Origin of the sequence: Bradyrhizobium sp. ORS 375 (assembly GCF_000239775.1) — a bacterium.
GTDB lineage: Bacteria > Pseudomonadota > Alphaproteobacteria > Rhizobiales > Xanthobacteraceae > Bradyrhizobium.
On sequence record NZ_CAFI01000388.1, the window covers coordinates 1 to 20,133 of the forward strand.

Consider the following 20,133-nt stretch of genomic DNA (forward strand, 5'->3'; position numbering starts at 1 on the left):
TCGCCGAGCGCGTGCTCGGCGATTTCGAGGCCGCCGAGAGCGCGATCGCTGCCGACCGCGTCGAGCCGCGTGGCCTGCTCCGCCTCAACGTTCCGCTCGCGTTCGGCACGCGCCAGATCGCGCCGCTGCTCGCCGGCTTCGCGGCGCTCTACCCCGGCGTCAGCATCGAGCTCGGCCTCAACGACCGGCTTGTGGACCTGATCGAGGAGGGCTGGGATCTCGCGATCCGAATCGGCACGCTCAAGGACTCGACGCTCGTCGCGCGGCGGCTGGCGCCATGCCGGATGATGATCTGCGCCGCGCCGTCGTATCTCGCCGCGCATGGCACGCCGCGCACGACGGCCGATCTCGCCGAGCACAATTGCCTCGGCTATACGCTCGCCGCCGCCGGACCGTCGCGCTGGCGCATGGGCGCCAAGGCCGCCGTCGATGTGACCGTCAACGGCAATCTGCGCGCCAACAATGGCGACGCGCTGCTCGCCGCGGCGCTCGCCGGGCAAGGCTTGATCTACCAGCCGACCTTCATCGTCGGCGACGAGCTGCGCGCCGGCCGCCTGGTGGCGGTGCGGCTGGACGTGCCGCCCTCGGACCTGCTGGCGGTGCACGCCGTGTACCTGCCGGACCGTACGCCCTCGGCCAAAGTGCGCGCCTTCATCGACTACCTCGCGGCGGCGTTCGCGCCGGAGCCGCCCTGGGATCGTGACCTCGCGTGATCGGACGATCGGCTGCGACACGCGCACGGAGACATCGACATGACTGAGCAGACGCACCACGACGCCAACCATCATTGGCCGATGCTGCGCTCCTTGCAGGGCTGGCGGCTCAACGCCCTGCCCGCCGATCTGGCCGCCGGGCTGACACTCGCCGCGATCGCGATCCCCGAGCAGATGGCGACCGCCAAGCTCGGCGGCTTCACGCCGGAGACCGGGTTCTTCGCCTTCATCGCGGGCTCGCTCGGCTTCGCGCTGTTCGGCGCCAACCGCTTCCTGTCCTGCGGCGCCGATTCGACGATCACGCCGATTTTTGCCGGCGGGCTGGCGCTGCTCGCGGCCAGCGGAACGCCTGAATATGGCAGCCTCGCTGCGGCGCTGGCACTGCTGGTCGGCGTGATGCTGGTGCTGGCGGGCGGCTTCCGTCTTGGCGGCATCGCCAATCTCCTGTCGGTGCCGGTCACGGTCGGCTTCCTCGCCGGCATCTCGGTGCACATCATCGTGTCGCAGCTGCCCAGCGTGCTCGGCCTGCCCTCGCCGAGCGGGCCGACATTGGCACGGATCGCGGCCATGGCCGGCGAACTCGGCAAGACGAACGGCTACACGCTGGTCATCGGCTTCGGCGTGCTCGCCACCGTCACGATCTGCGAGCGGATCAGCGCCCGCATTCCCGGCGCGCTGATCGCCCTGGTCGCCGCGACGCTGTTCGTGATGGCGGCCCACCTCGATGCGCGCGGCGTGCCCGTGATCGGCGCCATCTCCGGCGCCGTGCCGATGCCCGCCGTGCCGCTGATCGGACCGGAGCAATGGGTGAAGCTGGTGCCGCTGGCGTTCCTGATCGCCGTCGTCGTGATCATGCAGACCGCGGCGACGACGCGGTCGTTCCCGCCCGAGCCGGATCGGCCGCCCGACATCGACCGCGACTTTCTCGGCGCCGGCGCCGGCAGCCTGCTGGCCGGCCTGTTCGGCACCTTTCCGGTGAATGCAAGCCCGCCGCGCACCGGCATCGTGGTCGAGACCGGCGGCCGCTCGCAGATCGCAGGCCTCTTGGCCGCGGCCATCGTGCTGCTGCTCGTGCTGTTCGGCGCGCGGCTGCTGGCGCATGTGCCGGAAGCGGCCCTTGGCGGCGTGCTGCTGTTCGTCGCGTTGCGCATCATCCGCGTGACGCAGATCGTCGAGGTGTATCGCGCCTCCAAGGGCGAATTCCTGCTGATCATCGCCACGGCTGCGGCCATCGTCGTGCTGCCGATCGAGCAGGGCGTCGCGCTCGGCATTGCGCTGTCGCTGCTGCACGGAATCTGGAGTACGACGCGCGCGCATCTGATCACGTTCGAGCGCGTGCCGGACACCACGATCTGGTGGCCGGCGCATCCGAACATCCGCGGCGAGGAGCTGTCGGACATCGTCGTGGTCGGCTTCCAGGCGCCGCTGAGCTTCCTCAACGCAGCGACGTTCCGCGCCGATCTCCAGCACCTCCTGCAGAGCCGCCAGCCGCGGCTGCTCGTGCTCGAGGCCAGCGCGATGGTCGAGATCGATTTCACGGCGGCGCAGGCGCTGCACGCGGTGATCAGGCAATGCAACGAGGACGGCATCGTGTTCGCCGTGGCGCGCCTGGAATCGCTGCGGGCCCAGGCGGCTTTCGAGCGCTTCGGCCTTTACGACGTGCTGCCGCGCGACCGCGTCTTCCGCAGCGTGGATTTCGCGCTGCGAGCGCTCAGGGCGGCTTGAGCTGAACGCGATCGGCGCGCTGATACAAATCGTTACGAAGTGCAGCGCGGCATGACACATCCCGGCAAAGTTCGGCGGCGAGAAGTCCTCCCTTCATCGCCCGGCCGATCGGCCGCGGCCCGCGACAAGGATCATCGTTCATGCGCAAGCTGCTTCCTTTGCTGTTCTTGATCGGCCCGATCGTCAGCGCACAGGCCCAGGACACGAAAGCCGTGCGCCAGGCCTGCGGCGACGAGGTGCGCACGCTCTGCGCCGGCATCATGCCGGGCGGGGGCCGCATCAAGCAGTGCATGATCGAGAAGCTCGATAAGTTGTCGGACGGCTGCAGGAGCGCGCTGAAGGAGGCGAAGGCGCAGCAGAGCGGCAAATGATGCCGCGTCGCAATCTGCCGCCGTTCATGTTCCCTGCAGCAGGCATGTCGTAGAAGAGCCAAGTCGTGACGCCACTGCAGCGATGCGCCAGATGATGAGCAGAGCTGCAGCGTATGATCGGCACCGCGATCTTGCTATGGTATTAGGTACAGGTTTCGCGACGTCGAAAAAACTGCGAAACCAAATCCTGTCCGACGACGTCTAACGACTGCACTGATTCGAAACCAACGAGAGGACCGCACCGCAATGCGCAATCTGTTCACCTCCGCCCTGCTCGCCGCGACCGTCATGGTGGGCGCGTCGGCCGCGCAGGCCTTCACGCTGCCGGCTCAGCCGGCAGCTCCGGACAGCAATGTCGAGCGCGTCGCCGGCGGCTGCGGTCCGGGCTGGTTCCCCGATCGCTGGGGCCGCTGCCGCCCCGCCCCACGCGCCTATTATGGCTATGGCTACGGCTACGGCCCGCGCACCTGCTGGGTCCGCCCGACCCCCTGGGGCCCCCGTCGCGTCTGCCGCTGATCCGAAGGCGAACTAACCACACCGCCGCGTCCCGGATGCGGCGGTGTTTTTATTGAAGCCTTGCTGACGAGGTCAGCTCGGAGCTGTCGCTACGCGGGGCGGTCCGCTCCCTCTCCCCGTTCTTCACGGGGAGAGGGCTGGGGTGAGGGGCAGCGACACGGGCGATGCGAATGACGAATCTTGATAGTCGTTCATCCGGATGACGTTATCAGTGAGAGTGAACTGAATTCTCCTGCAGCACCACCCGTGCGGCTGCCCCGACCCTCTCCCCGCAAGAACGGGGAGAGGGAGCGCACTGCCGGCGCGGCGACGGCTCGGCTTCCGGGGACCGCGATCAGCTCGCCGGGATGATCTTGCCGGGGTTGAAGATGTTCTGCGGATCGAGCGCCTGCTTCACCGCGCGCATCGCGTCGAGCGCTTCCTGGCCGAGCTCCGACTTGAGGTACTTCTGCTTGCCCTGGCCGATGCCGTGCTCGCCGGTGCAGGTGCCGCCCATCGCCTGGGCGCGCTCGACGAGGCGGTGCATGAAGTCCTCGCCGCGCGCCATCTCGTCGGCGTCGTCGACGTCGCACATCAGCGAGCAGTGGAAATTGCCGTCGCCGACATGGCCGACGATCGGCGAGGTCAGCTTGAGCCGCGCGAGGTCCTCCTCGGTCTCGCCGACGCAATCGGCCAGACGCGAGATCGGCACGCAGACGTCGGTGGCGACGACGCCGACGCCGGGCCGGATCGCCTTGACCGACCAATAGGCATCATGACGCGCCTGCCATAGCTTGGTGCGATCCTCGGGCTTGGTGGTCCAGGCGAAGTCGCCGCCGCCGCACTCCCTGGCGATCTCGGCGAAGTTCCGCGACTGCTCGGCGACCTCGGTCTCGCTGCCGTGGAACTCCAACAGCAGCAGCGGCGTCTCCGGCAGGGTCAGCTTGGAATAGGCGTTGCAGGCCTTGACCTGCGCGGCGTTGAGCAGCTCGATGCGCGCCATGGGGATGCCGGTCTGGATCGCGAGGATCGTCGCCTGGCAGGCGCCGCGCACGGTCTCGAATGAGCACGACGCGGCGGCGATCGTCTCCGGGATGCCGCGCAGGCGGATGGTCATCTCGCAGATGATGCCGAGCGTACCCTCGGCGCCGATGAACAGATGCGTGAGGTCATAGCCGGCGGCGGACTTCTTGGCGCGCGTGCCGGTCTTGATGATCTCGCCGTCGCCGCGCACCACCTTCAGCGCCAGCACGTTCTCGCGGATGGTGCCATAGCGCACCGCGTTGGTGCCGGAGGCGCGCGTCGAGGCCATGCCGCCGAGCGAGGCATCGGCGCCGGGATCGATCGGGAAGAACAGGCCTTGGTCGCGCAGATATTCGTTCAGCGTCTTGCGGGTGATGCCGGGCTGGATGACGCAATCGAGGTCCTCGGCATGCACCTCCAGCACCTTGTTCATGTCGCGCATGTCGATGCAGATGCCGCCGGCGGGCGCGTTGACCTGGCCCTCCAGCGAGGTGCCGGTGCCGAACGGAATGATCGGCACGCCGCGGGCAGCACAGATGCGGACGACGTCCTGGATGTCGGCGGTCTCCTGCGCCAGCACGACGCCATCCGGCGGCTGCGTCGGCAGCCAGGTCGTGGTATGGCCATGCTGCTCGCGCACGGCCTGCGAGGTGATGAGCTTGTTGCCGAAGCGGGCCGCGAGCGCGTCGAGCGCGCTTTTCAGCGCCTCCGGCGCGGGCCGCTTCAGGTCGTGATGAGGGATCGTCGTCGCCACAGCTTCCTCCGAAAGTTGGGCGGACCGTGGCAAAGGACGCAACAGGGGTCAAGGGAGCAAACGGAAGAGCCGATGAGCGATAATGCAGTGCCCACCCAAAGCGCAGACGGACCGTTCCTGTCATCAATCATGCAGATCGAGCCGCAATGGATCGACTACAACGGCCATCTCAACATGGCCTATTACAACGTGATGTTCGACCGCGCGATCGACCAGATGTGGGCCGAGCTCGGCATCGGCCCGGCCTACATGAAGGAGCGCCAGGGCTCGACCTTCACCGCCGAATGCCACGTGCGCTATCTGCGCGAGATCCATCTCGGCGATCCCGTGCAGATCGCGGTCTGGCTGATCGCCGCCGACGAGAAGCGGCTGCACACCTTCGAGGAGCTGCGCCACGCCGAGGAAGGCTGGATCTCCGCGACCTCCGAGAACATGTCGGTCCATATCGACATGACCAAGCGCAAGGTGGCGCCGTTTCCGCCGGACATCCAGGCCAACATCGGCCTGACGCTGCAAGCCCATGCGGCGCTGCCACAGCCCGACGGCCTCGGCCGGGCCATCGGCATGCCGAAACGCTAGCTCAGGCCTACCCCACCCACTCCGGCAGGCGCGCGAACCAGGGCTGCGCCTGCTCGAGCTGGCGGGCGAGCTGCAGCAGCCGGGCCTCGTCGCCGAGCCGGCCAACGAATTGGACGCCGAGCGGCAGGCCGTCGGCGGTCCAGTGCAGCGGCACGCTCATCGCCGGCGTTCCCGTGAGGTTGGCGAGCTGCGTGAACGGGACATATTGCAGGCTGTCGCGGGCGATCTTGCCGATCATGCCGTCGAGCGCGCCCCAGCGCGCCAGCAGACCGAGCAGGCCGACGCGGTCGAGCATGTCGAGCAAGGTCTGCTCGGCCGCCGAGGGATCGCCTTGGCCGTGGCGGATCGGCGGATGCGCGAGCGTTGGCGTCAGCAGCATGTCGTAGCGCGCATGGAAACGGGCCAGCGCGCGGGCGAATACGTTCCATTTGAGCAGCTGCGTGGTCAGCGCGCCCGCCGAGATCGCGCCGCCAAGCGTCGACAGCACCCGTGTCAGCAGCTCGAACTCTTCTCGCTTGGCGCCGGCAGCGCGGGCGTCGGCCATGAACGCGGCGACCTGGCCGAAATAAATGTGCAGGAACGAGGTCGCGAGATCGGCGCCGTCGATGTCGGGCGCAGCCTCCTCGACCTCATGCCCGAGCCCCTGCAGCAGCTTCACCGCGCTCTCGACGGCAAGCTTCGCCTCCGCATGCACCTCGGTGCCGATCGGCGATGCGGTGGTCACACCGATGCGCAGCCGCGGCGGATCGCGCGTGACCGCATTCGCGAACACCACGCCCGGCTCGGCGACGAGAAAGGGATCGCCGGGCTCGGCACCGCAGACGACGTCGAGCGCCAGCGCCGTGTCGCGGACGCTGCGGGAGAGCACGCCCTCGCAGGAGGCGCCAAACCAGTATTCGCCGAAGCCCGGCCCTGACGACACCAGTCCGCGCGACGGCTTCAGGCCGAACAGGCCGCAGCAGGCGGCGGGAATGCGGATCGAGCCGCCGCCGTCATTGCCGGCGGCCATCGGCACCACGCCCGAGGCCACCGCGGCCGCAGCGCCGCCGCTGGAGCCGCCCGGCGTGTGCGCTGCGTTCCAGGGATTGCTGACACGCCCGAAGGCCTGGGAGTCGGAGACGCCCTTGAGCGCGAGCTCCGGCAGATTGGTCTTGCCGAAGATCACGAGGCCGGCCGCGAGGTAGCGGCGAACGACAGCGGCATGCTCGCTCGCCACGCGGCCCGACAGCGCCTTGCTGCCATAGGCGGTCGGCAGGCCGGCATAGTCCTGCGCGCAGTCCTTGATGAGGAACGGTACGCCGGTGAAGGGACCGGTCGCGGGCCTGGCCAGCTGCGCCCGCGCCTCGCGCTCCATCATCGTGCAGATGGCGTTGGTGCGCGGCTGGGCGCGCTCGCTCTGCTGCAACGCGAGCTGGAGCAGCTCGGCAGCGGTCGTCTCGCCGGAGCGCACGGCCTCGGCCAGCGCGACCGCGTCGCGCTGCAGATAGTCCTGGACGTTCACATTCCCCTCCCCGCGGCCGCAAACGGCCGCCGTGATCGTAGCTGATTCTGGCTGCAACAGCGGCGCAGTCGCAACGAACGCGACGACACCGCGGCGCGGCGGCCACAGAGACGGCAACATCATGGCGCAAACCGGCGCGAACGGTGGCCGGACTACGCCCATGCGTCACATATTTAGTTAATTTGATTCAGATCATTCGTGGCGTCCATTGCGTCGACCTAACCTTACGCACTGTTAGTTGCGTTGAGTAGACGAGAAAGCGATGGGACGGCTCGCAAGCCTGCTGAGCAGAGCGCACGGACCCCACGAGGATGGGACGGCGGTCCCCGTGACGACAGCCGATTACTTCATCCTGCTGTCGCGGGCGATGGAGAACCTGCCGGATTCCAGCGCCGAACGCCGCGCCGAGGTCTATCAGTCAGCGCGCCAGGCGCTGGTCAGCCAGTTGGAGGCGATGGATCCGCCGGTCTCGCGATCGCGCATCAAGGCCGAGCAGCGCGCGCTCGACGACGCCGTGGACACGATCGAAACGCGCGCGCTGACGAGCCCGGACGACGACGCCGAGCCAGAGACGCCGCTGGCGCCCGACGCTCCGCTCCATTCCTTTGCCGATGCCGATCATCCGACCATTGCCGTTTCGACACCTCACGATGAAGCCCAGGATCCCGCCATGGCTCAAGCCCAGTTTCATTCCCGATTTGCCCCGCGCGCCGTCGAGGAGAAGCCGATGTCACGACTCGATGAAATCAACCGCGTCCTGCGCAAGCTGCAGAGCGACTCCTTCGGGGTCGAGGCCTGCGCGCTGATCTCGGAGGACGGGCTGATGATCGCGAGCGTGCTCGCCGCCGACATGGAGGAGACGCGGGTCGCCGGCATGACCGCGACCTTGCTGTCGCTCGGCGGCCGCGCCGCCATGGAGCTCGGCCGCAGCCATCTGCAGGAGGTCATCATCCGCGGCGAATCTGGCTACGCGGTGCTGGTCAGCGCCGGCCGCGGCGCGCTGCTGCTCGCGCTGACCAACGAGAATAGCAAGCTGGGCCTGACCTTCTTCGACATGCGCGAGGCCGTCCGGTCGCTGCAGAAGGTGCTGTAGCACAGTCGTATAGTTAGGCCGGCGCGCTGCGCCGGCGGGAGGTGCGTAAATGGCCAATACCGTCCTCTATGATGACGGCGTCCACAAGAACATCCTGCTGGAGGATTTCAGCGCCGGCGATCTCGCCGTGCAGGCGAACCAGCATCTGATCATCCACGACCGGGTGGGCATGCTGCTCGATCCCGGCGGCCACAAGGTCTACTCCAAGGTGCTGGGCGAGACCTTCAGCGAGCTCTCGGGCGGACGGCTGAAATATCTGTTCCTGTCGCATCAGGATCCCGACATCGTCGCGGCCATCAACGGCTGGCTGATGACCACCGATGCCGATGCCTACATCTCCGCGCTGTGGACGCGGTTCGTGCCGCATTTCGGCTTCGACCACATCGTCGCCGACCGGCTGAAGCCGATCCCCGACGAAGGCATGGTGTTCGATCTCGCCGGCTGCAAGCTCTACGCGCTGCCCGCGCATTTCCTGCACAGCGAAGGCAATTTCCAGCTCTACGATCCCCACTCGAAGATCCTCTACAGCGGCGATCTCGGCGCCTCGATCGGCGTCGACTACACGGTCACGCGCGACTTCAGGGCGCATATCCGCTTCATGGAGGGCTTCCACCGCCGCTACATGGTGTCCAATCGCGTGATGAAGGCGTGGGCGCAGATGGTGCGGCCGCTCGACATCGAGATCATCGCGCCACAACATGGCGCGCTGTTTCCGGACGCGGCGATGTCGCGCCAGTTCATCGAGTGGTGCGCGGGCCTCGAATGCGGCATCGACCTGATCACGCCGATGTTCAAGGTGCCGGCGGGCTGACATGCTGGCGCCCTCCCCCAGTGCCGCACTCCATCCGCCCGCCGACGCCTGCGCCGTGGCCGGCGAGGATGCACCGGCCTGGCTCGCGGCGGCCTTCGCCGTCGCGGGGACGCTGGTCGCAATGATGTCGGCCGCGCTCTGGCTGCAGGCACCGGCTGCGCCGCAGGCGACGGCCGCGATCGCGGTGCCGCAGCCGATCGTTGCCGCTCCCGCGCCGAAGCCGCCGGAGACGCCGGTGCCTCTCCCGGCTCAGATCCTCGCTCCTCCGATGCCGCCGCCCGCGGCCATCCCGATCGAGCCTCCTGCCCCGCCCGCCGTTCCCGCAGCAGTCCGCTCCGAGCCTCAGCGCGCCGCAAAGGCGTCCACCGAATGCTTCGCGCCGCTGACCATCGCATTCGAGCGCGGCAGCACGCGCCCGAATCCGGCCGACATCAAGCGCGCGCTGGCGATCCTGCCGAAGGCGCTGTCACGGCACGCCGATGCCACGCTGCTCGTCGAGGGACATGCCGATGCGAGCGGCAGCGAGGATCTCAACGTGCTGCTCAGCTATTCGCGCGCCAAGGCGGTTGCGGAGCTGCTGAAGAAGGACGGCATCCCGCCCCAGCAGATTGCGGTGCGCGCCGCCGGCGCCGGTGCCGCGCATGGCGATGCCGACGCGGTCGCCAATGACCGCAAGGCGCTGCTGCGGATCGCCGGCGTCGACGATTGCGATCAACTCACGGCAGTGAAGCGACCATGACCATCTATGCCATCGTGAGCGGCCTCGGCGCCGCCATTCTCCTGCTCACGGCAGGCTATCTGTTCGGCGCGCGCCAGGGCACGCTGGCGCGCGATCAGTTGCGGCGACAGGTGCAGTTGCAGGCCGCGAGCCTCGATCAGCTGCAGGAGCAGACGAGCCACGACGCGACCGAGCGCGAGACCAGCCTGCGCAGCGCCATCCAGGACGTGCTGGCGCCCCTGGTCGAGCGCGAGCGCATCTCGCTCGATCTCGCGCAGCTCGCGAGCCGGCCGGGCCGGCGACGCGAGCTGGTGCCGCTGCTCGACCGGATCGCCGAAGTCGGCCGGTTCGAGACTGTGCTGTTGACGAACGAGGAAGGCCTGCCGCTGGCGGCCAATACTTCCGGCCGTCACACCGAGCGGCTCGCCGCGGCGGCGACGCGGCTGTCGCTGGTCGCCGAAAAGGTCAGTGGCGAGCACGGCGTCGCGCCCTTGTCCGTCATGCTGCGCGATGTGTCGGAGGCGACGACGCTGTGCCGGATCTTCCGCGTCCAGGATCAGACGCTCACACTGACCGCGCTGTCCAACGATCCGCGGCTCGCCTCCGTCGCGCTCGATCCTGCGCTGTCGAAAGTGCAGGTCGCGCTGACCGCGCCGGCCTGACCTGGGAATGCAGCTGCGCGCCGGCCGAGCATCCTCACGCGGCAAACGATTCTCGGACCCTGCCCAGGCCACACTTTCAGCAAATATCGTACGACACCTGGGCGGCGTCTCCATACGCGCCCCAGAGCCGACCGCCATGATTGAGGCGACGAAGTGCGATCGCCGGCGCAATGCGCAGCCGCAGAGATCGTCATGGGTCCAACAGGATCAGGCGATCCAGGAGCGACCAATGCGACGCCTGTGGAGCATTCGAAATCCAGCGAAGGTGTGGCGAGTCTGGGACCGATCCCCCGCTGAGCGCAAATTCGTGCAATCTGAAAATTCCACCAACCCCGGTTGAACGACCTGCTTTCGACAAGAAATTGCTCAATCATTCCACGGGTTGGCATCTGTCTTCTGACGAGAGCACGTTGTGTTTTTTCGCAAGGGCCCGATCGGGCTCGCACTTTGCTGGCTGATCGTCGCGTGTCCGGCTCCGGCGATCCGGGCGCTGGAGATCTCGCCGTCGGCACAGGCAACGCCGCCGTTGGCAGCGATCGCGCCTCCTCCAACGCCCGTGCCGCTCGACACGGCGCTGTCGAAGGCGGCCGGTGACCTGCTGTCCAAGTTCAAGGACGACGCTGCGCAGGGCCAGCTCGAACTGGTGATCGACCCGTTGATCGACGGCGTCACCCGGGTGCAATCGACGGCAACGTTGCTGGAGCAGCAACGCATCACCGCGCTCATCGCGGCGAACTACCCCCGGATCCGCACCCTGCCGTTCACGGTGGCCTCGCTGTTACGAAAGCCGCTGGTCCTGATCGGCACCCTCACTCCGATCAATAACGACGGCTTGCCCACGGGCCCCCGCGACGCCTACCGGATCTGCCTTGCGATCGCCGACCTGAACAGTAACACGGTCGTCTCGAAGGGCGTCGCGCGCGCGCTGCCCGACGACATCGATCCGACACCGGTCCCTTTCTTCAAGGATAGCCCGGTCCATACCAAGGACCCGGCCACCGAGGCCTATGTGAAAAGCTGCCAGGGCGCCAAGCCGGGCGACGCCGTCGACCAGATCTATACCAATCACATCCTCGCCTCGGCTCAGGTCAACGAGGGAATCGAGGCCTACAATGCCGGCCGCTACAAGGTCGCGCTCGAGCTCTATCAGTCCGCGCTGCGAATGGACGGTGGCGAGCAGCTGCGCATCTACAGTGGAATCTACCTGTCGGCCCTCAAGCTCGGCCGCACGCAACTCGCCATGCAGGCCTTCGACCGGCTGCTCGATTTCGGGCTGAAGAACAGCGATCGGCTCGCGATCAAGTTTCTGTTCAAGCCGGGCTCGACGTTGCTATACGCCGATCCAGAGGCGCGGGCGCCCTATCAGGCCTGGATCGGCAAGATCGCGCAACGAACCGCCGCCAATCATGTCTGCCTCGAAGTGGCTGGTCATACCAGCGCGACAGGATATTCCGGCGTGAATGACCGGCTGTCCGTCCTGCGCGCCGCTTATGTCAAGGATCAGATCCTGGCCCAGGACAGGAGCCTCGAGGGCCGACTGATCGCCAGCGGTCGCGGGTCTCGCGAAATGATCGTCGGAACCGGCCGCGACGATCCGAGCGATGCACTGGACCGTCGTGTCGAACTCAGGATCATCAACTGTTCGAGCTGATCCAAATCGATTCGCCTGCGCAAACGGACGGCACTTCCAAGAATCGAAGTCGCGCCCCCAACGGACGCAATCGGATTCTCCCCTTCGTCCGGACCTCCCGTCGATCTGCGCTCGCCGAGATTCCCCTCGCGCCGGCCCGACCTGCTCCAGACGCGCAAAGGGCGCAGCCCCTCTTGCGAGGCACTGCGCCCTTCGCCGACCTCATTGTCAGGAGATGAGGCCGACTACACGCGGGATCGGCCGCGGGCGAGGCCCACGACAGCCGACACCAGGAACAGCACGATGGCGATGAAGAAGATGATCTTGGCGATCTCGATGGAGGCACCGGCGACGCCGCCGAAGCCGAGAATGCCGGCGATCAATGCGATAACCAGGAAGGTAACGACCCAGCCTAACATGACACGACCTCTGTCTCTCGATTGCGGTTCAAAGCGACGCGAAGCTTGCGCCGTTGCCAGGACAATCAAGGCCGGGAACAAAGGTTCCGGGGCCGCGCGCGGGTAAAAATTCGCGATTCGACGGAACAAACCTAGCCATCTCGGCCCGGCTGCCCCGATTTAGGGCTGTAAAACGCGCCGGGCGGCCCCATATCACCGTCAATCCCTGCTATGAGGGCTCCTTCCTGCAGACCCCTTGATGTCGTCATATGATGCCGTCAGAGGGACGAGACTGATTCGCTGATGACCGAGCCCAATCGCGTGAGCCGTATTCCTGCGCCTGACCACCAGCCCGTTGCGGGCGGCATCGCCGCGCGCGCCCGCGCCGCGGCGAGCGGCGGCGCGCGCTATCTTGCAGGTCTCAATCCCGAGCAGCGCGACGCGGTCGAGACGCTCGATGGTCCGGTGCTGGTGCTGGCCGGCGCGGGCACCGGCAAGACCCGCGTGCTGACCACACGCATCGCGCACATCCTCAGCATGGGCCGGGCGCGGCCCGGCGAGATCCTGTCGGTGACCTTCACCAACAAGGCCGCGCGCGAGATGAAGACGCGGCTCGCCGAGATGCTCGGCCAGGCGGTCGAAGGCATGCCGTGGCTCGGCACCTTCCACGCGATCGCCGGCCGCATCCTGCGCAGCCATGCCGAGCTGGTGCAGCTGAAATCCAACTTCACCGTGCTCGATGTCGACGACCAGATCCGGCTGCTCAAGCAGCTCTTGCAGGCCGAGAACATCGACGACAAGCGCTGGCCGGCCCGCATGCTCGCCAATTTGATCGACGGCTGGAAGAATCGCGGCTTGGCGCCATCGCAGGTGCCCTCCGGCGAGGCTGCCGTGTTCGCCAACGGCAAGGGCGGCAAGCTCTATGCGAGCTATCAGGAGCGGCTGAAGATCCTCAACGCGGCCGATTTCGGCGACCTGCTGCTCGAGAACATCCGGCTCTTTCGTGAAAACCCGGACGTGCTGCGGCAATATCAGAGCCGCTTCAAGTTCATCCTGGTCGACGAGTATCAGGACACCAACGTCGCGCAATATCTGTGGCTGCGGCTGCTGTCGCAGGCGCCGTCGTCTTCGCGTACCGTCACGCCCTCCTCCGTCATTCCGGGGCGGCTCGAAGAGCCGAACCCGGAATCTCGAGCTGAGGACAACCAACTGCGAGATTCCGGGTTCGCACCTGACGGTGCGCCCCGGAATGACGAATCCGCGCAGATTGCTCCGCCCAAGAACATCTGCTGCGTCGGTGACGACGATCAGTCGATCTATGGCTGGCGCGGCGCCGAGGTCGACAACATCCTGCGCTTCGAGCACGATTTTCCGGGCGCCAAGGTCATCCGCCTCGAGCGCAACTACCGCTCGACCGGGCACATCCTCGCGGCCGCCTCGCATCTGATCACGCACAACGAGGGTCGGCTCGGCAAGACGCTGCACACCGAGGACGTCGAGGGCGAGAAGGTCACGGTGACCGGCGCCTGGGATTCGGAAGAGGAAGCCCGCGGCATCGGCGAGGAGATCGAGGAGCTGCAGCGCAAGGGCGAGCATCTCAACGACGTCGCGATCCTGGTGCGCGCGTCCTACCAGATGCGCGAATTCGAGGACCGCTTCGTCACGCTCGGCCTGCCCTATCGCGTCATCGGCGGCCCGCGCTTCTACGAGCGCGCCGAGATCCGCGACGCGCTGGCTTATCTGCGCGTCATCAACTCGCCGGCCGACGACCTTGCCTTCGAGCGCATCGTCAATGTGCCGAAGCGCGGGCTGGGCGACGCCACCGTGCAGTTGCTGCACGATCACGCGCGCAAGCGCCGCATCCCGCTGTTCGAGGCGGCGCGGGCGGTGGTCGAGACCGACGAGCTGAAGCCGAAGGCGCGGGGATCGCTGCGCGGGCTGATCCTGCAGTTCGAGCGCTGGCGCGCCCAGCGCGAGGTGACGCCGCACACCGAGCTCGCCGAGATCGTGCTCGACGAGAGCGGCTACACCGAGATGTGGCAGAAGGACCGCTCGGCCGACGCGGCCGGCCGCCTGGACAATCTGAAAGAGCTCGTCCGCTCGATGGAGGAGTTCGAGAACCTGCACGGCTTCCTCGAGCACATCTCGCTGGTGATGGACCGCGAGGGTGCGGCTGACGAAGAGGCGGTGTCGCTGATGACGCTGCATTCCGCCAAGGGCCTGGAGTTCGACAATGTGTTCCTGCCGGGCTGGGAGGAAGGGCTATTCCCGAGCCAGCGCACCCTCGACGAGCAGGGCCGCGCCGGGCTGGAGGAGGAGCGCCGTCTTGCCCATGTCGGCCTGACCCGTGCCCGCCGGCGCGCCAAGATCTACTTCGCCACCAACCGCCGCATCCACGGCACCTGGACCACGACCATCCCGTCGCGCTTTCTCGACGAGCTGCCGGCGGCGAGCGTCGAGATCACCGAATCCAAGGGCGGCTCGGGCTGGGGCGGCGCCGGCGGCTATGGCCCGTCGCGGTTCGACAATGTCGAGTCGTTCGGATCGAGCTATTCGACGCCGGGCTGGCAGCGCGCGCAGGCGCGGCGCCCCGGCGCGGCACGCGGTGGCTCGGAAGGCGGCTTCCAGGAGGAGCAATCGCCATTCTCGGGGCGCGATCCGTTCGGCGGCGGCTTCAGCGGTAATTTCGGTCGCAACAAGCGCGGGCCGCTGACCATCGAAGGCGAGCTGGTGGCGAAATCCACCGGCACCACGTCGGAATTTTCGGTCGGCGACCGCGTCTTTCACCAGAAGTTCGGCTATGGCAACGTCATCAAGGTGGACGGCAACAAGCTGACCATCGCCTTCGACAAGGCCGGCGAGAAGCACGTCGTCGACAGCTTCGTGCAGCGCGCGTGACCTGACGGCCACGGCAGGATCTGCCGCCGCGCGCATCGTCGCCATCGAACTTCACACTTCGCCTTTGTTAGGCCTTGACCATGGCAGCTCGCGTCGTATGAGATGCAGCCATGGTCCGGGGACACATTCTGCTCATTGTTGCGGCCGCGCTGTGCGCACCGTCGTTTGCGACGGCGCAGACGATGAGCTTTGGCGACTCCGCCGGGCTGATCGCATCGAGCTGCGGCGCCGACATCACCGCCAACTGCCGCGGCGTCAATCTCGACTCCAACCGCCTCAAGGAATGCCTGTCGCGCAACCAGGACGTCGTCTCGGCGCAGTGCAAGGCCACCTACTTCAAGGCGTTCGAGGCGATCCAGAAGCGCATCTCGGCCCGCGTCACCGTGGCCAATGCCTGCCAGCGTGAGATCGTCAAGCTGTGCAGCGGCTCGACCAAGGAGACCAGCAAGTCGATCCCCTGCCTGCTGACCGCCAACGGCGTCAGCGCGCGCTGTCAGCAATCCCTGGGCGAGGCGGGGTATCGCTGATGCGAGGCATGTCGACATCGCTGCTGGGGCTGATCGCCGCATCGCTGCTGGTCGCAAGCGCGCCGGCAGGCGCGCAGGAGGTGACGCGCGAGGACATCGTGCGCCAGCTCAGCCGCTTCGAGACGGCGCCCACGCTCGACCTGCCCGCGCTCAAGCAGCAGACCCAGGAGCGCTCGAAGATCCGCAGCCGCAATGAGCCGCCGCCGCAGAAGCGCACGCCGATCGCGCCGGAGCTGATGAGGCTGCCGACCTTCAACGTCGACATCCAGTTCGACGTCGACACGCCGATCGTGCGCCCGGAATCCTACCAGACCGTCGGGCGCATCGCCGATGCGATGGTGTACGCCGATCTGCTGCCCTACACCTTCCTGATCGTCGGTCACATCGAAGCCAACGGCAAGCGCGAGTCCAACGTCATCCTGAGCCAGCGCCGCGCCGACGCCATCCGCGACATCCTGGCAAATACCTTCAAGATCTCGGTCAAACGGCTGCAATCCATCGGCCTCGGCGAGGAGCAGCTGCTCGACCCTTCCAAGCCGACCGCGCCGATCAATCAGCAGATCCAGATCATCACGGTCGCGAAGGCCGTCGAGGAAGCTGCGGCTCCGTCTCCTGCGGCAGCCCCCGCGCCCAGCAAGCAGGCCCCGCGCAAGCACCGCAATTGACGCAGGCGAGATCTGCGTCTGCGCATGAACCCGGAGCCTTTCCGGCACGACTGCCAGTCAGATCGACGTCTGGCCCTGCACGGGGCGCTCATGGAACCCATTGTCAAATTTGCGCAGAATGGCTGCGCACGGTGCCTCTTTTTGCCGGTTTGTCGATGCAGCCGCTTGATGGTATAGCCCAGTCTTTGCGGCCGTCGATTGAGCGGTGGCCAACCCTTTGACGAGCGAGTCAGCGATGAACGCCATGTTCCGACGCCAGATGATCGACTACGTCGAATATCATCGCGATCCGCGTAATGGGATGATGCACGTGCTCGGGATCATCCTGCTGTTCCTGGGCGCGGTGCTGCCGTTGAGCTTGTGGCATTTCGACGCGTTCGGCGTCCGGATCAGCCTGGGCGCCGTGCTGGCGCTGCCGGTGCTGCTCTATTGGCTGTTGCTCGATGCCGCACTCGGTGCCGGCATTCTGGCTTTCGCCGTGTTGTTCCTTTCTGTGGCCATGATGATTGCCGATCACGTCCACGGGTTGGGCCTGTGGGCGCTGTTTGCCGCGCTCGTGATCCTGGGCCTCATCTCGCAGGCTGTCGGCCACAAGTTTTTCGAGCGCAACAATCCGTCTCTGCTGGATCATCCAGCGCATCTTTTTCTCGGGCCGATGTTCGTGATGGCGAAATTGTACATGGCGTTGGGATTCAAGCCTTCGGTGGCGGATCTCATCACGCCTGACTGGTCGCCGGATCGGCTCGCATCGAACCGTGTTCAAGGCGATCAGCACTCACGTCCATAATGAAAGTCCTCGTCACCGGCGGCAGCGGCTTCATCGGCCATCATCTCGTCTCCGCGCTCGTCGCGCGGGGCTCCGACGTGCGTGTGCTCGACATCCGCAGCCCGACCCACATGATGGCCGAGGTGGAGTATCTCGAGGGCTCGGTGCTCGATGTTGGCCTGGTGAAGCAGGCGGTCACTGGCGTCGATCAGGTCTACCATCTCGCCGGGCTGCCCGGGATGTGGATGCCGGACCGCGAGGACTTCTACCGCGTCAACTGCGTCGGCACCGAAACGGTGCTGGCCGCCGCGCGCGCGGGCAAGGTGCGCCGCTTCCTGCACTGCTCGACGGAATCGATCCTGTTCGACTATCCCGGCTCGACCAATGCGGCCACTGCGCCGACCGCGCCGCCGGCGGAGGCCATGCCGGGTGCCTATACCCGCTCCAAGGCGCTGGCCGAGGCGCGCGCGATGACGGCCGCGGCGGACGGCTTCCCCGTCGTCGTGGGCACGCCGACGATGCCGATCGGCCCGCACGACAGCAACCTGACGCCGCCGTCGCAGATGCTGCGCCACTTCCTCGACAGCCGGGTGCAGCTCTATCTCGACTTCATCGTCAATCTGGTCGACGTCCGCGACGTCGCCGCCGGCCTGATCCTGGCGATGGAGCGCGGCAAGGTCGGCGACCGCTACGTGTTCGGCGGCGAGAGCCTGCGGCTCAGCCGTATCCTCGCGCTGATGGCGACGATCAGCGGCCGCAAGCATGTGGCGATCGCGGTGCCCGGCGGCTTTGCCGAGCTGTCCGCCGGCATGCTGGAGTTCATCTCCGATCGTCTGACCAAGCGCTGCCCGTCCGGCACCGCTGAAGGCGTGCGGATTGCGCGCTCGGCTTCCGACCTGTCGATCGACAAGGCCAGGCGGGAGCTCGGCTACGCCCCCCGCCCGATCGAGCCGACCCTGCGCGAGACCATCGACTTCCTGCTCGGTGCCGAGCAGCGGCTCGACGAGAAACAACACCCTTTTCGCACCGCGGCCGAATAGCTAAGAGCAGCCGGTCCCACGTCCCATAACGGTTTTGCAGACATGTCCGGCGATGCCAGCCCCATCTCGTCAGTTGCGTTCAGCGGCTGGACCACCACCTGGCCCACCTCCCTGCTCGCCATCATCTGGCTGATCTGGCTCGCCAGCTGGGTCGGCGCCTCGTTCTGGTCCGGGCAGACCCGCAAGCATGTGACGGTCATCAAGACCAGCCGCTATCACGCGCTGATCGTGCTCGGCGGTATCTTGTTCACGCCGTGGACCTCGCGCCTCCTTGGCGAGAGGCCATTCTGGCACCCCGGCGAGACCGGCGTCTATTTGCTCACCGTCGTCACTCTGGCCGGCATCGCCTTCACCTGGTGGGCGCGCATCCATCTCGGTCGGTTCTGGTCGAATGCGATCACCCACAAGGAAGGCCACAAGGTCATCGACACCGGCCCCTACGGCATGGTGCGCCATCCGATCTACACCGGCCTGATCCTGGGCATGATCGCGACGGGCATCGCTGTGGGGACGGTGACCGCCGTGCTCGGCGCCATCCTGATCTCGCTCGGCATGGCCTGGAAGGCGAAGATGGAAGAGGGATTCCTGGCCCAGGAGCTGGGGCCGGATTACGTCGCCTACAGCCGGCGCGTGCCGATGATCATCCCGTTCCTGCCGGCCGGCTGACGGCCGGGCCGATCAGCGCCGGAGCGGCGCCGGCGCTTCCGAGGCCTGTTGCGGCGGCTGGTTGGCCGCCTGCGGCAACAGGTGGCGCGGCAGGATGATGCGCTGGCCCGGCACCAGCGGCTGGGTGGCGAGGCCGCGATTGGATTGCTGCAGGGCCCAGAGCGGAACGCGGTACGCGGCGGCGATCTGGTCGAGGGTTTCGCCAGGGCGCACCGCAACAGCCGTGCCGCTGTCCCACAGCTCGACCGAGGTCTTGGGCGGGATCAGATAGCGCAGCGGCACCGGATCGGCCTCGGCCGTGGCTGACGTCTGCGACAGCTGGCTGATCATGGCGACGAGCTGGGCGTGCACGTCCTCCATCTTGTCGATGTTGATGTGCGTGACCTCGTCATGGTCCTTCATGTCGAAGCTGGCGTAATGGCCGCGGAAGCCAGGCTCCGGCTTGACGTCGCCGCCGCCGAGGATGTTGTCGGACAGGAACAGGTTGATGAAGCGCTGCACGTTCGGCGGCACGCTCTTGGTCGCATGCGCGGGGTCCACCGTGACGACGAGCGCGACCGGAATGTTCTGCTCCTGCAGCGTGATCGCGATGCGGACGCTGCAGAGGCCGCCCATCGAGTGGCCGATCAGCACGATCGGCGCCTGGTCCTGGCGATAGTTCTTGGCCACCTGCAAGGCGATCAGGTCGCACAGGGTGAATTCGTAGACGCTGGCCCAGTATCCGGCCTTCTCGATCTTCTCGGCGAGGCGATCCATGCCGGTCGAGAACAGCGGGCCGAGGGCACCACGGAACAGGTAGACCCGGGGCGGCGGCAGTGTCTGGACTGGCTCGGGTGGCCGCTCCGGCGTCGGACGGATTGCGGCGGGGGTCGGCAAGGTCGCTGCCTTGGCGGATTTGCTGGGCGTGGTGGCGGACGCAGCCCCTGCCCCGGCGATCGGCGGCAACGCCGTCGCGGCGAACCCGGCGATAAGCAGCGCGGGCAGCCATCGTCCGGCTGCTGCCTCGGCGGCTGCCCGCCAGCCGCTCGCGATTCGCGCCACGCCGGTCATTCGCGCTCCCGGGAAAGCTCAAAACCTGGGTCAGACAGGGTCATGCTG

The 20,133-nt window shown here is 67.0% G+C and carries 20 protein-coding genes; 16 read left to right on the forward strand and 4 right to left on the reverse strand.

Annotated elements, in window-relative coordinates:
- The 4 genes from BRAO375_RS26330 to BRAO375_RS26345 form a co-directional block, all read left to right on the forward strand.
- Positions 1 to 713, forward strand: a 713-nt coding sequence (locus BRAO375_RS26330) for a substrate binding domain-containing protein (protein ID WP_035642329.1), incomplete at its 5' end; no start/stop codon positions are given.
- A 39-nt stretch (positions 714 to 752) separates the two neighbouring features.
- The gene (locus BRAO375_RS26335) at positions 753 to 2,438 is read left to right on the forward strand and encodes a SulP family inorganic anion transporter (RefSeq protein ID WP_009030486.1); all 1,686 of its coding nucleotides are present in this window, start codon (positions 753 to 755) and stop codon (positions 2,436 to 2,438) included.
- A gap of 140 nt (positions 2,439 to 2,578) precedes the next feature.
- Positions 2,579 to 2,809: a hypothetical protein gene (locus BRAO375_RS26340; RefSeq protein ID WP_009030487.1), complete on the forward strand. Its 231-nt coding sequence runs from the start codon at positions 2,579 to 2,581 to the stop codon at positions 2,807 to 2,809.
- A gap of 246 nt (positions 2,810 to 3,055) precedes the next feature.
- Positions 3,056 to 3,325 (forward strand): GCG_CRPN prefix-to-repeats domain-containing protein, encoded by a 270-nt coding sequence (locus tag BRAO375_RS26345; RefSeq protein ID WP_009030488.1) that lies wholly within the window; start codon positions 3,056 to 3,058, stop codon positions 3,323 to 3,325.
- A gap of 334 nt (positions 3,326 to 3,659) precedes the next feature.
- On the opposite strand, the gene BRAO375_RS26350 is transcribed toward BRAO375_RS26345, so the two are convergent.
- Positions 3,660 to 5,081, reverse strand: coding sequence for an FAD-binding oxidoreductase (locus BRAO375_RS26350; protein ID WP_009030489.1), 1,422 nt, complete (start codon positions 5,079 to 5,081; stop codon positions 3,660 to 3,662).
- Positions 5,082 to 5,153: 72 nt separating this feature from the next.
- Between BRAO375_RS26350 and BRAO375_RS26355 the strand changes: the two genes are divergently transcribed.
- Positions 5,154 to 5,660: a thioesterase family protein gene (locus BRAO375_RS26355; RefSeq protein ID WP_035642332.1), complete on the forward strand. Its 507-nt coding sequence runs from the start codon at positions 5,154 to 5,156 to the stop codon at positions 5,658 to 5,660.
- Positions 5,661 to 5,667: 7 nt separating this feature from the next.
- Here BRAO375_RS26355 and BRAO375_RS26360 read toward each other — a convergent pair whose 3' ends face one another.
- Positions 5,668 to 7,161 (reverse strand): amidase, encoded by a 1,494-nt coding sequence (locus BRAO375_RS26360; RefSeq protein WP_009030491.1) that lies wholly within the window; start codon positions 7,159 to 7,161, stop codon positions 5,668 to 5,670.
- Between the two features lie 262 nt (positions 7,162 to 7,423).
- On the opposite strand from BRAO375_RS26360, the gene BRAO375_RS26365 reads away from it, so the two are divergent.
- The 5 genes from BRAO375_RS26365 to BRAO375_RS26385 all read left to right on the forward strand — a co-directional run bounded on the left by BRAO375_RS26365 (position 7,424) and on the right by BRAO375_RS26385 (position 12,096).
- A complete protein-coding gene (locus BRAO375_RS26365) occupies positions 7,424 to 8,254 on the forward strand; it encodes a roadblock/LC7 domain-containing protein (protein ID WP_009030492.1) in 831 nt (276 codons plus the stop codon).
- A gap of 49 nt (positions 8,255 to 8,303) precedes the next feature.
- Positions 8,304 to 9,065 carry an oxygen-binding di-iron domain-containing protein gene (locus tag BRAO375_RS26370; protein ID WP_009030493.1) on the forward strand — a complete coding sequence of 254 codons (762 nt, stop codon included), beginning with the start codon at positions 8,304 to 8,306 and terminating at the stop codon, positions 9,063 to 9,065.
- Between the two features lies 1 nt (position 9,066).
- Positions 9,067 to 9,804 (forward strand): OmpA family protein, encoded by a 738-nt coding sequence (locus BRAO375_RS26375; RefSeq protein WP_009030494.1) that lies wholly within the window; start codon positions 9,067 to 9,069, stop codon positions 9,802 to 9,804.
- Positions 9,801 to 10,445: a hypothetical protein gene (locus BRAO375_RS26380; RefSeq protein ID WP_035642335.1), complete on the forward strand. Its 645-nt coding sequence runs from the start codon at positions 9,801 to 9,803 to the stop codon at positions 10,443 to 10,445. The genes BRAO375_RS26375 and BRAO375_RS26380 overlap by 4 nt, the downstream gene beginning before the upstream one ends.
- Positions 10,446 to 11,100: 655 nt before the next feature.
- Positions 11,101 to 12,096 carry an OmpA family protein gene (locus BRAO375_RS26385; protein WP_244423302.1) on the forward strand — a complete coding sequence of 332 codons (996 nt, stop codon included), beginning with the start codon at positions 11,101 to 11,103 and terminating at the stop codon, positions 12,094 to 12,096.
- A 224-nt stretch (positions 12,097 to 12,320) separates the two neighbouring features.
- Here BRAO375_RS26385 and BRAO375_RS36565 read toward each other — a convergent pair whose 3' ends face one another.
- Positions 12,321 to 12,494 (reverse strand): DUF1328 domain-containing protein, encoded by a 174-nt coding sequence (locus BRAO375_RS36565; RefSeq protein ID WP_009030497.1) that lies wholly within the window; start codon positions 12,492 to 12,494, stop codon positions 12,321 to 12,323.
- 282 nt (positions 12,495 to 12,776) lie between these two features.
- Between BRAO375_RS36565 and BRAO375_RS26395 the strand changes: the two genes are divergently transcribed.
- The 6 genes from BRAO375_RS26395 to BRAO375_RS26420 all read left to right on the forward strand — a co-directional run bounded on the left by BRAO375_RS26395 (position 12,777) and on the right by BRAO375_RS26420 (position 19,035).
- A complete protein-coding gene (locus BRAO375_RS26395; protein WP_009030498.1) occupies positions 12,777 to 15,371 on the forward strand; it encodes an ATP-dependent helicase in 2,595 nt (864 codons plus the stop codon).
- Between the two features lie 110 nt (positions 15,372 to 15,481).
- The gene (locus tag BRAO375_RS26400) at positions 15,482 to 15,898 is read left to right on the forward strand and encodes a hypothetical protein (RefSeq protein WP_009030499.1); all 417 of its coding nucleotides are present in this window, start codon (positions 15,482 to 15,484) and stop codon (positions 15,896 to 15,898) included.
- Entirely contained in the window at positions 15,898 to 16,563 is a 666-nt protein-coding gene (locus BRAO375_RS26405; RefSeq protein WP_009030500.1) for an OmpA family protein, read from the forward strand. Before BRAO375_RS26400 ends, BRAO375_RS26405 begins: the two co-directional genes overlap by 1 nt.
- A 235-nt stretch (positions 16,564 to 16,798) precedes the next feature.
- Positions 16,799 to 17,350, forward strand: a complete 552-nt coding sequence (locus tag BRAO375_RS26410; protein WP_009030501.1) for an Mpo1-like protein — start codon at positions 16,799 to 16,801, stop codon at positions 17,348 to 17,350.
- Complete coding sequence (locus BRAO375_RS26415) at positions 17,350 to 18,369, forward strand: NAD-dependent epimerase/dehydratase family protein (RefSeq protein ID WP_009030502.1); 1,020 nt, start codon at positions 17,350 to 17,352, stop codon at positions 18,367 to 18,369. The genes BRAO375_RS26410 and BRAO375_RS26415 overlap by 1 nt, the downstream gene beginning before the upstream one ends.
- A 42-nt stretch (positions 18,370 to 18,411) precedes the next feature.
- A complete protein-coding gene (locus tag BRAO375_RS26420; RefSeq protein WP_009030503.1) occupies positions 18,412 to 19,035 on the forward strand; it encodes a methyltransferase family protein in 624 nt (207 codons plus the stop codon).
- Between the two features lie 12 nt (positions 19,036 to 19,047).
- Here the strand turns inward: BRAO375_RS26420 and BRAO375_RS26425 are convergent, their stop codons facing one another.
- Positions 19,048 to 20,085 carry a LysM peptidoglycan-binding domain-containing protein gene (locus BRAO375_RS26425; RefSeq protein ID WP_009030504.1) on the reverse strand — a complete coding sequence of 346 codons (1,038 nt, stop codon included), beginning with the start codon at positions 20,083 to 20,085 and terminating at the stop codon, positions 19,048 to 19,050.
- Positions 20,086 to 20,133 lie beyond the last annotated feature (48 nt).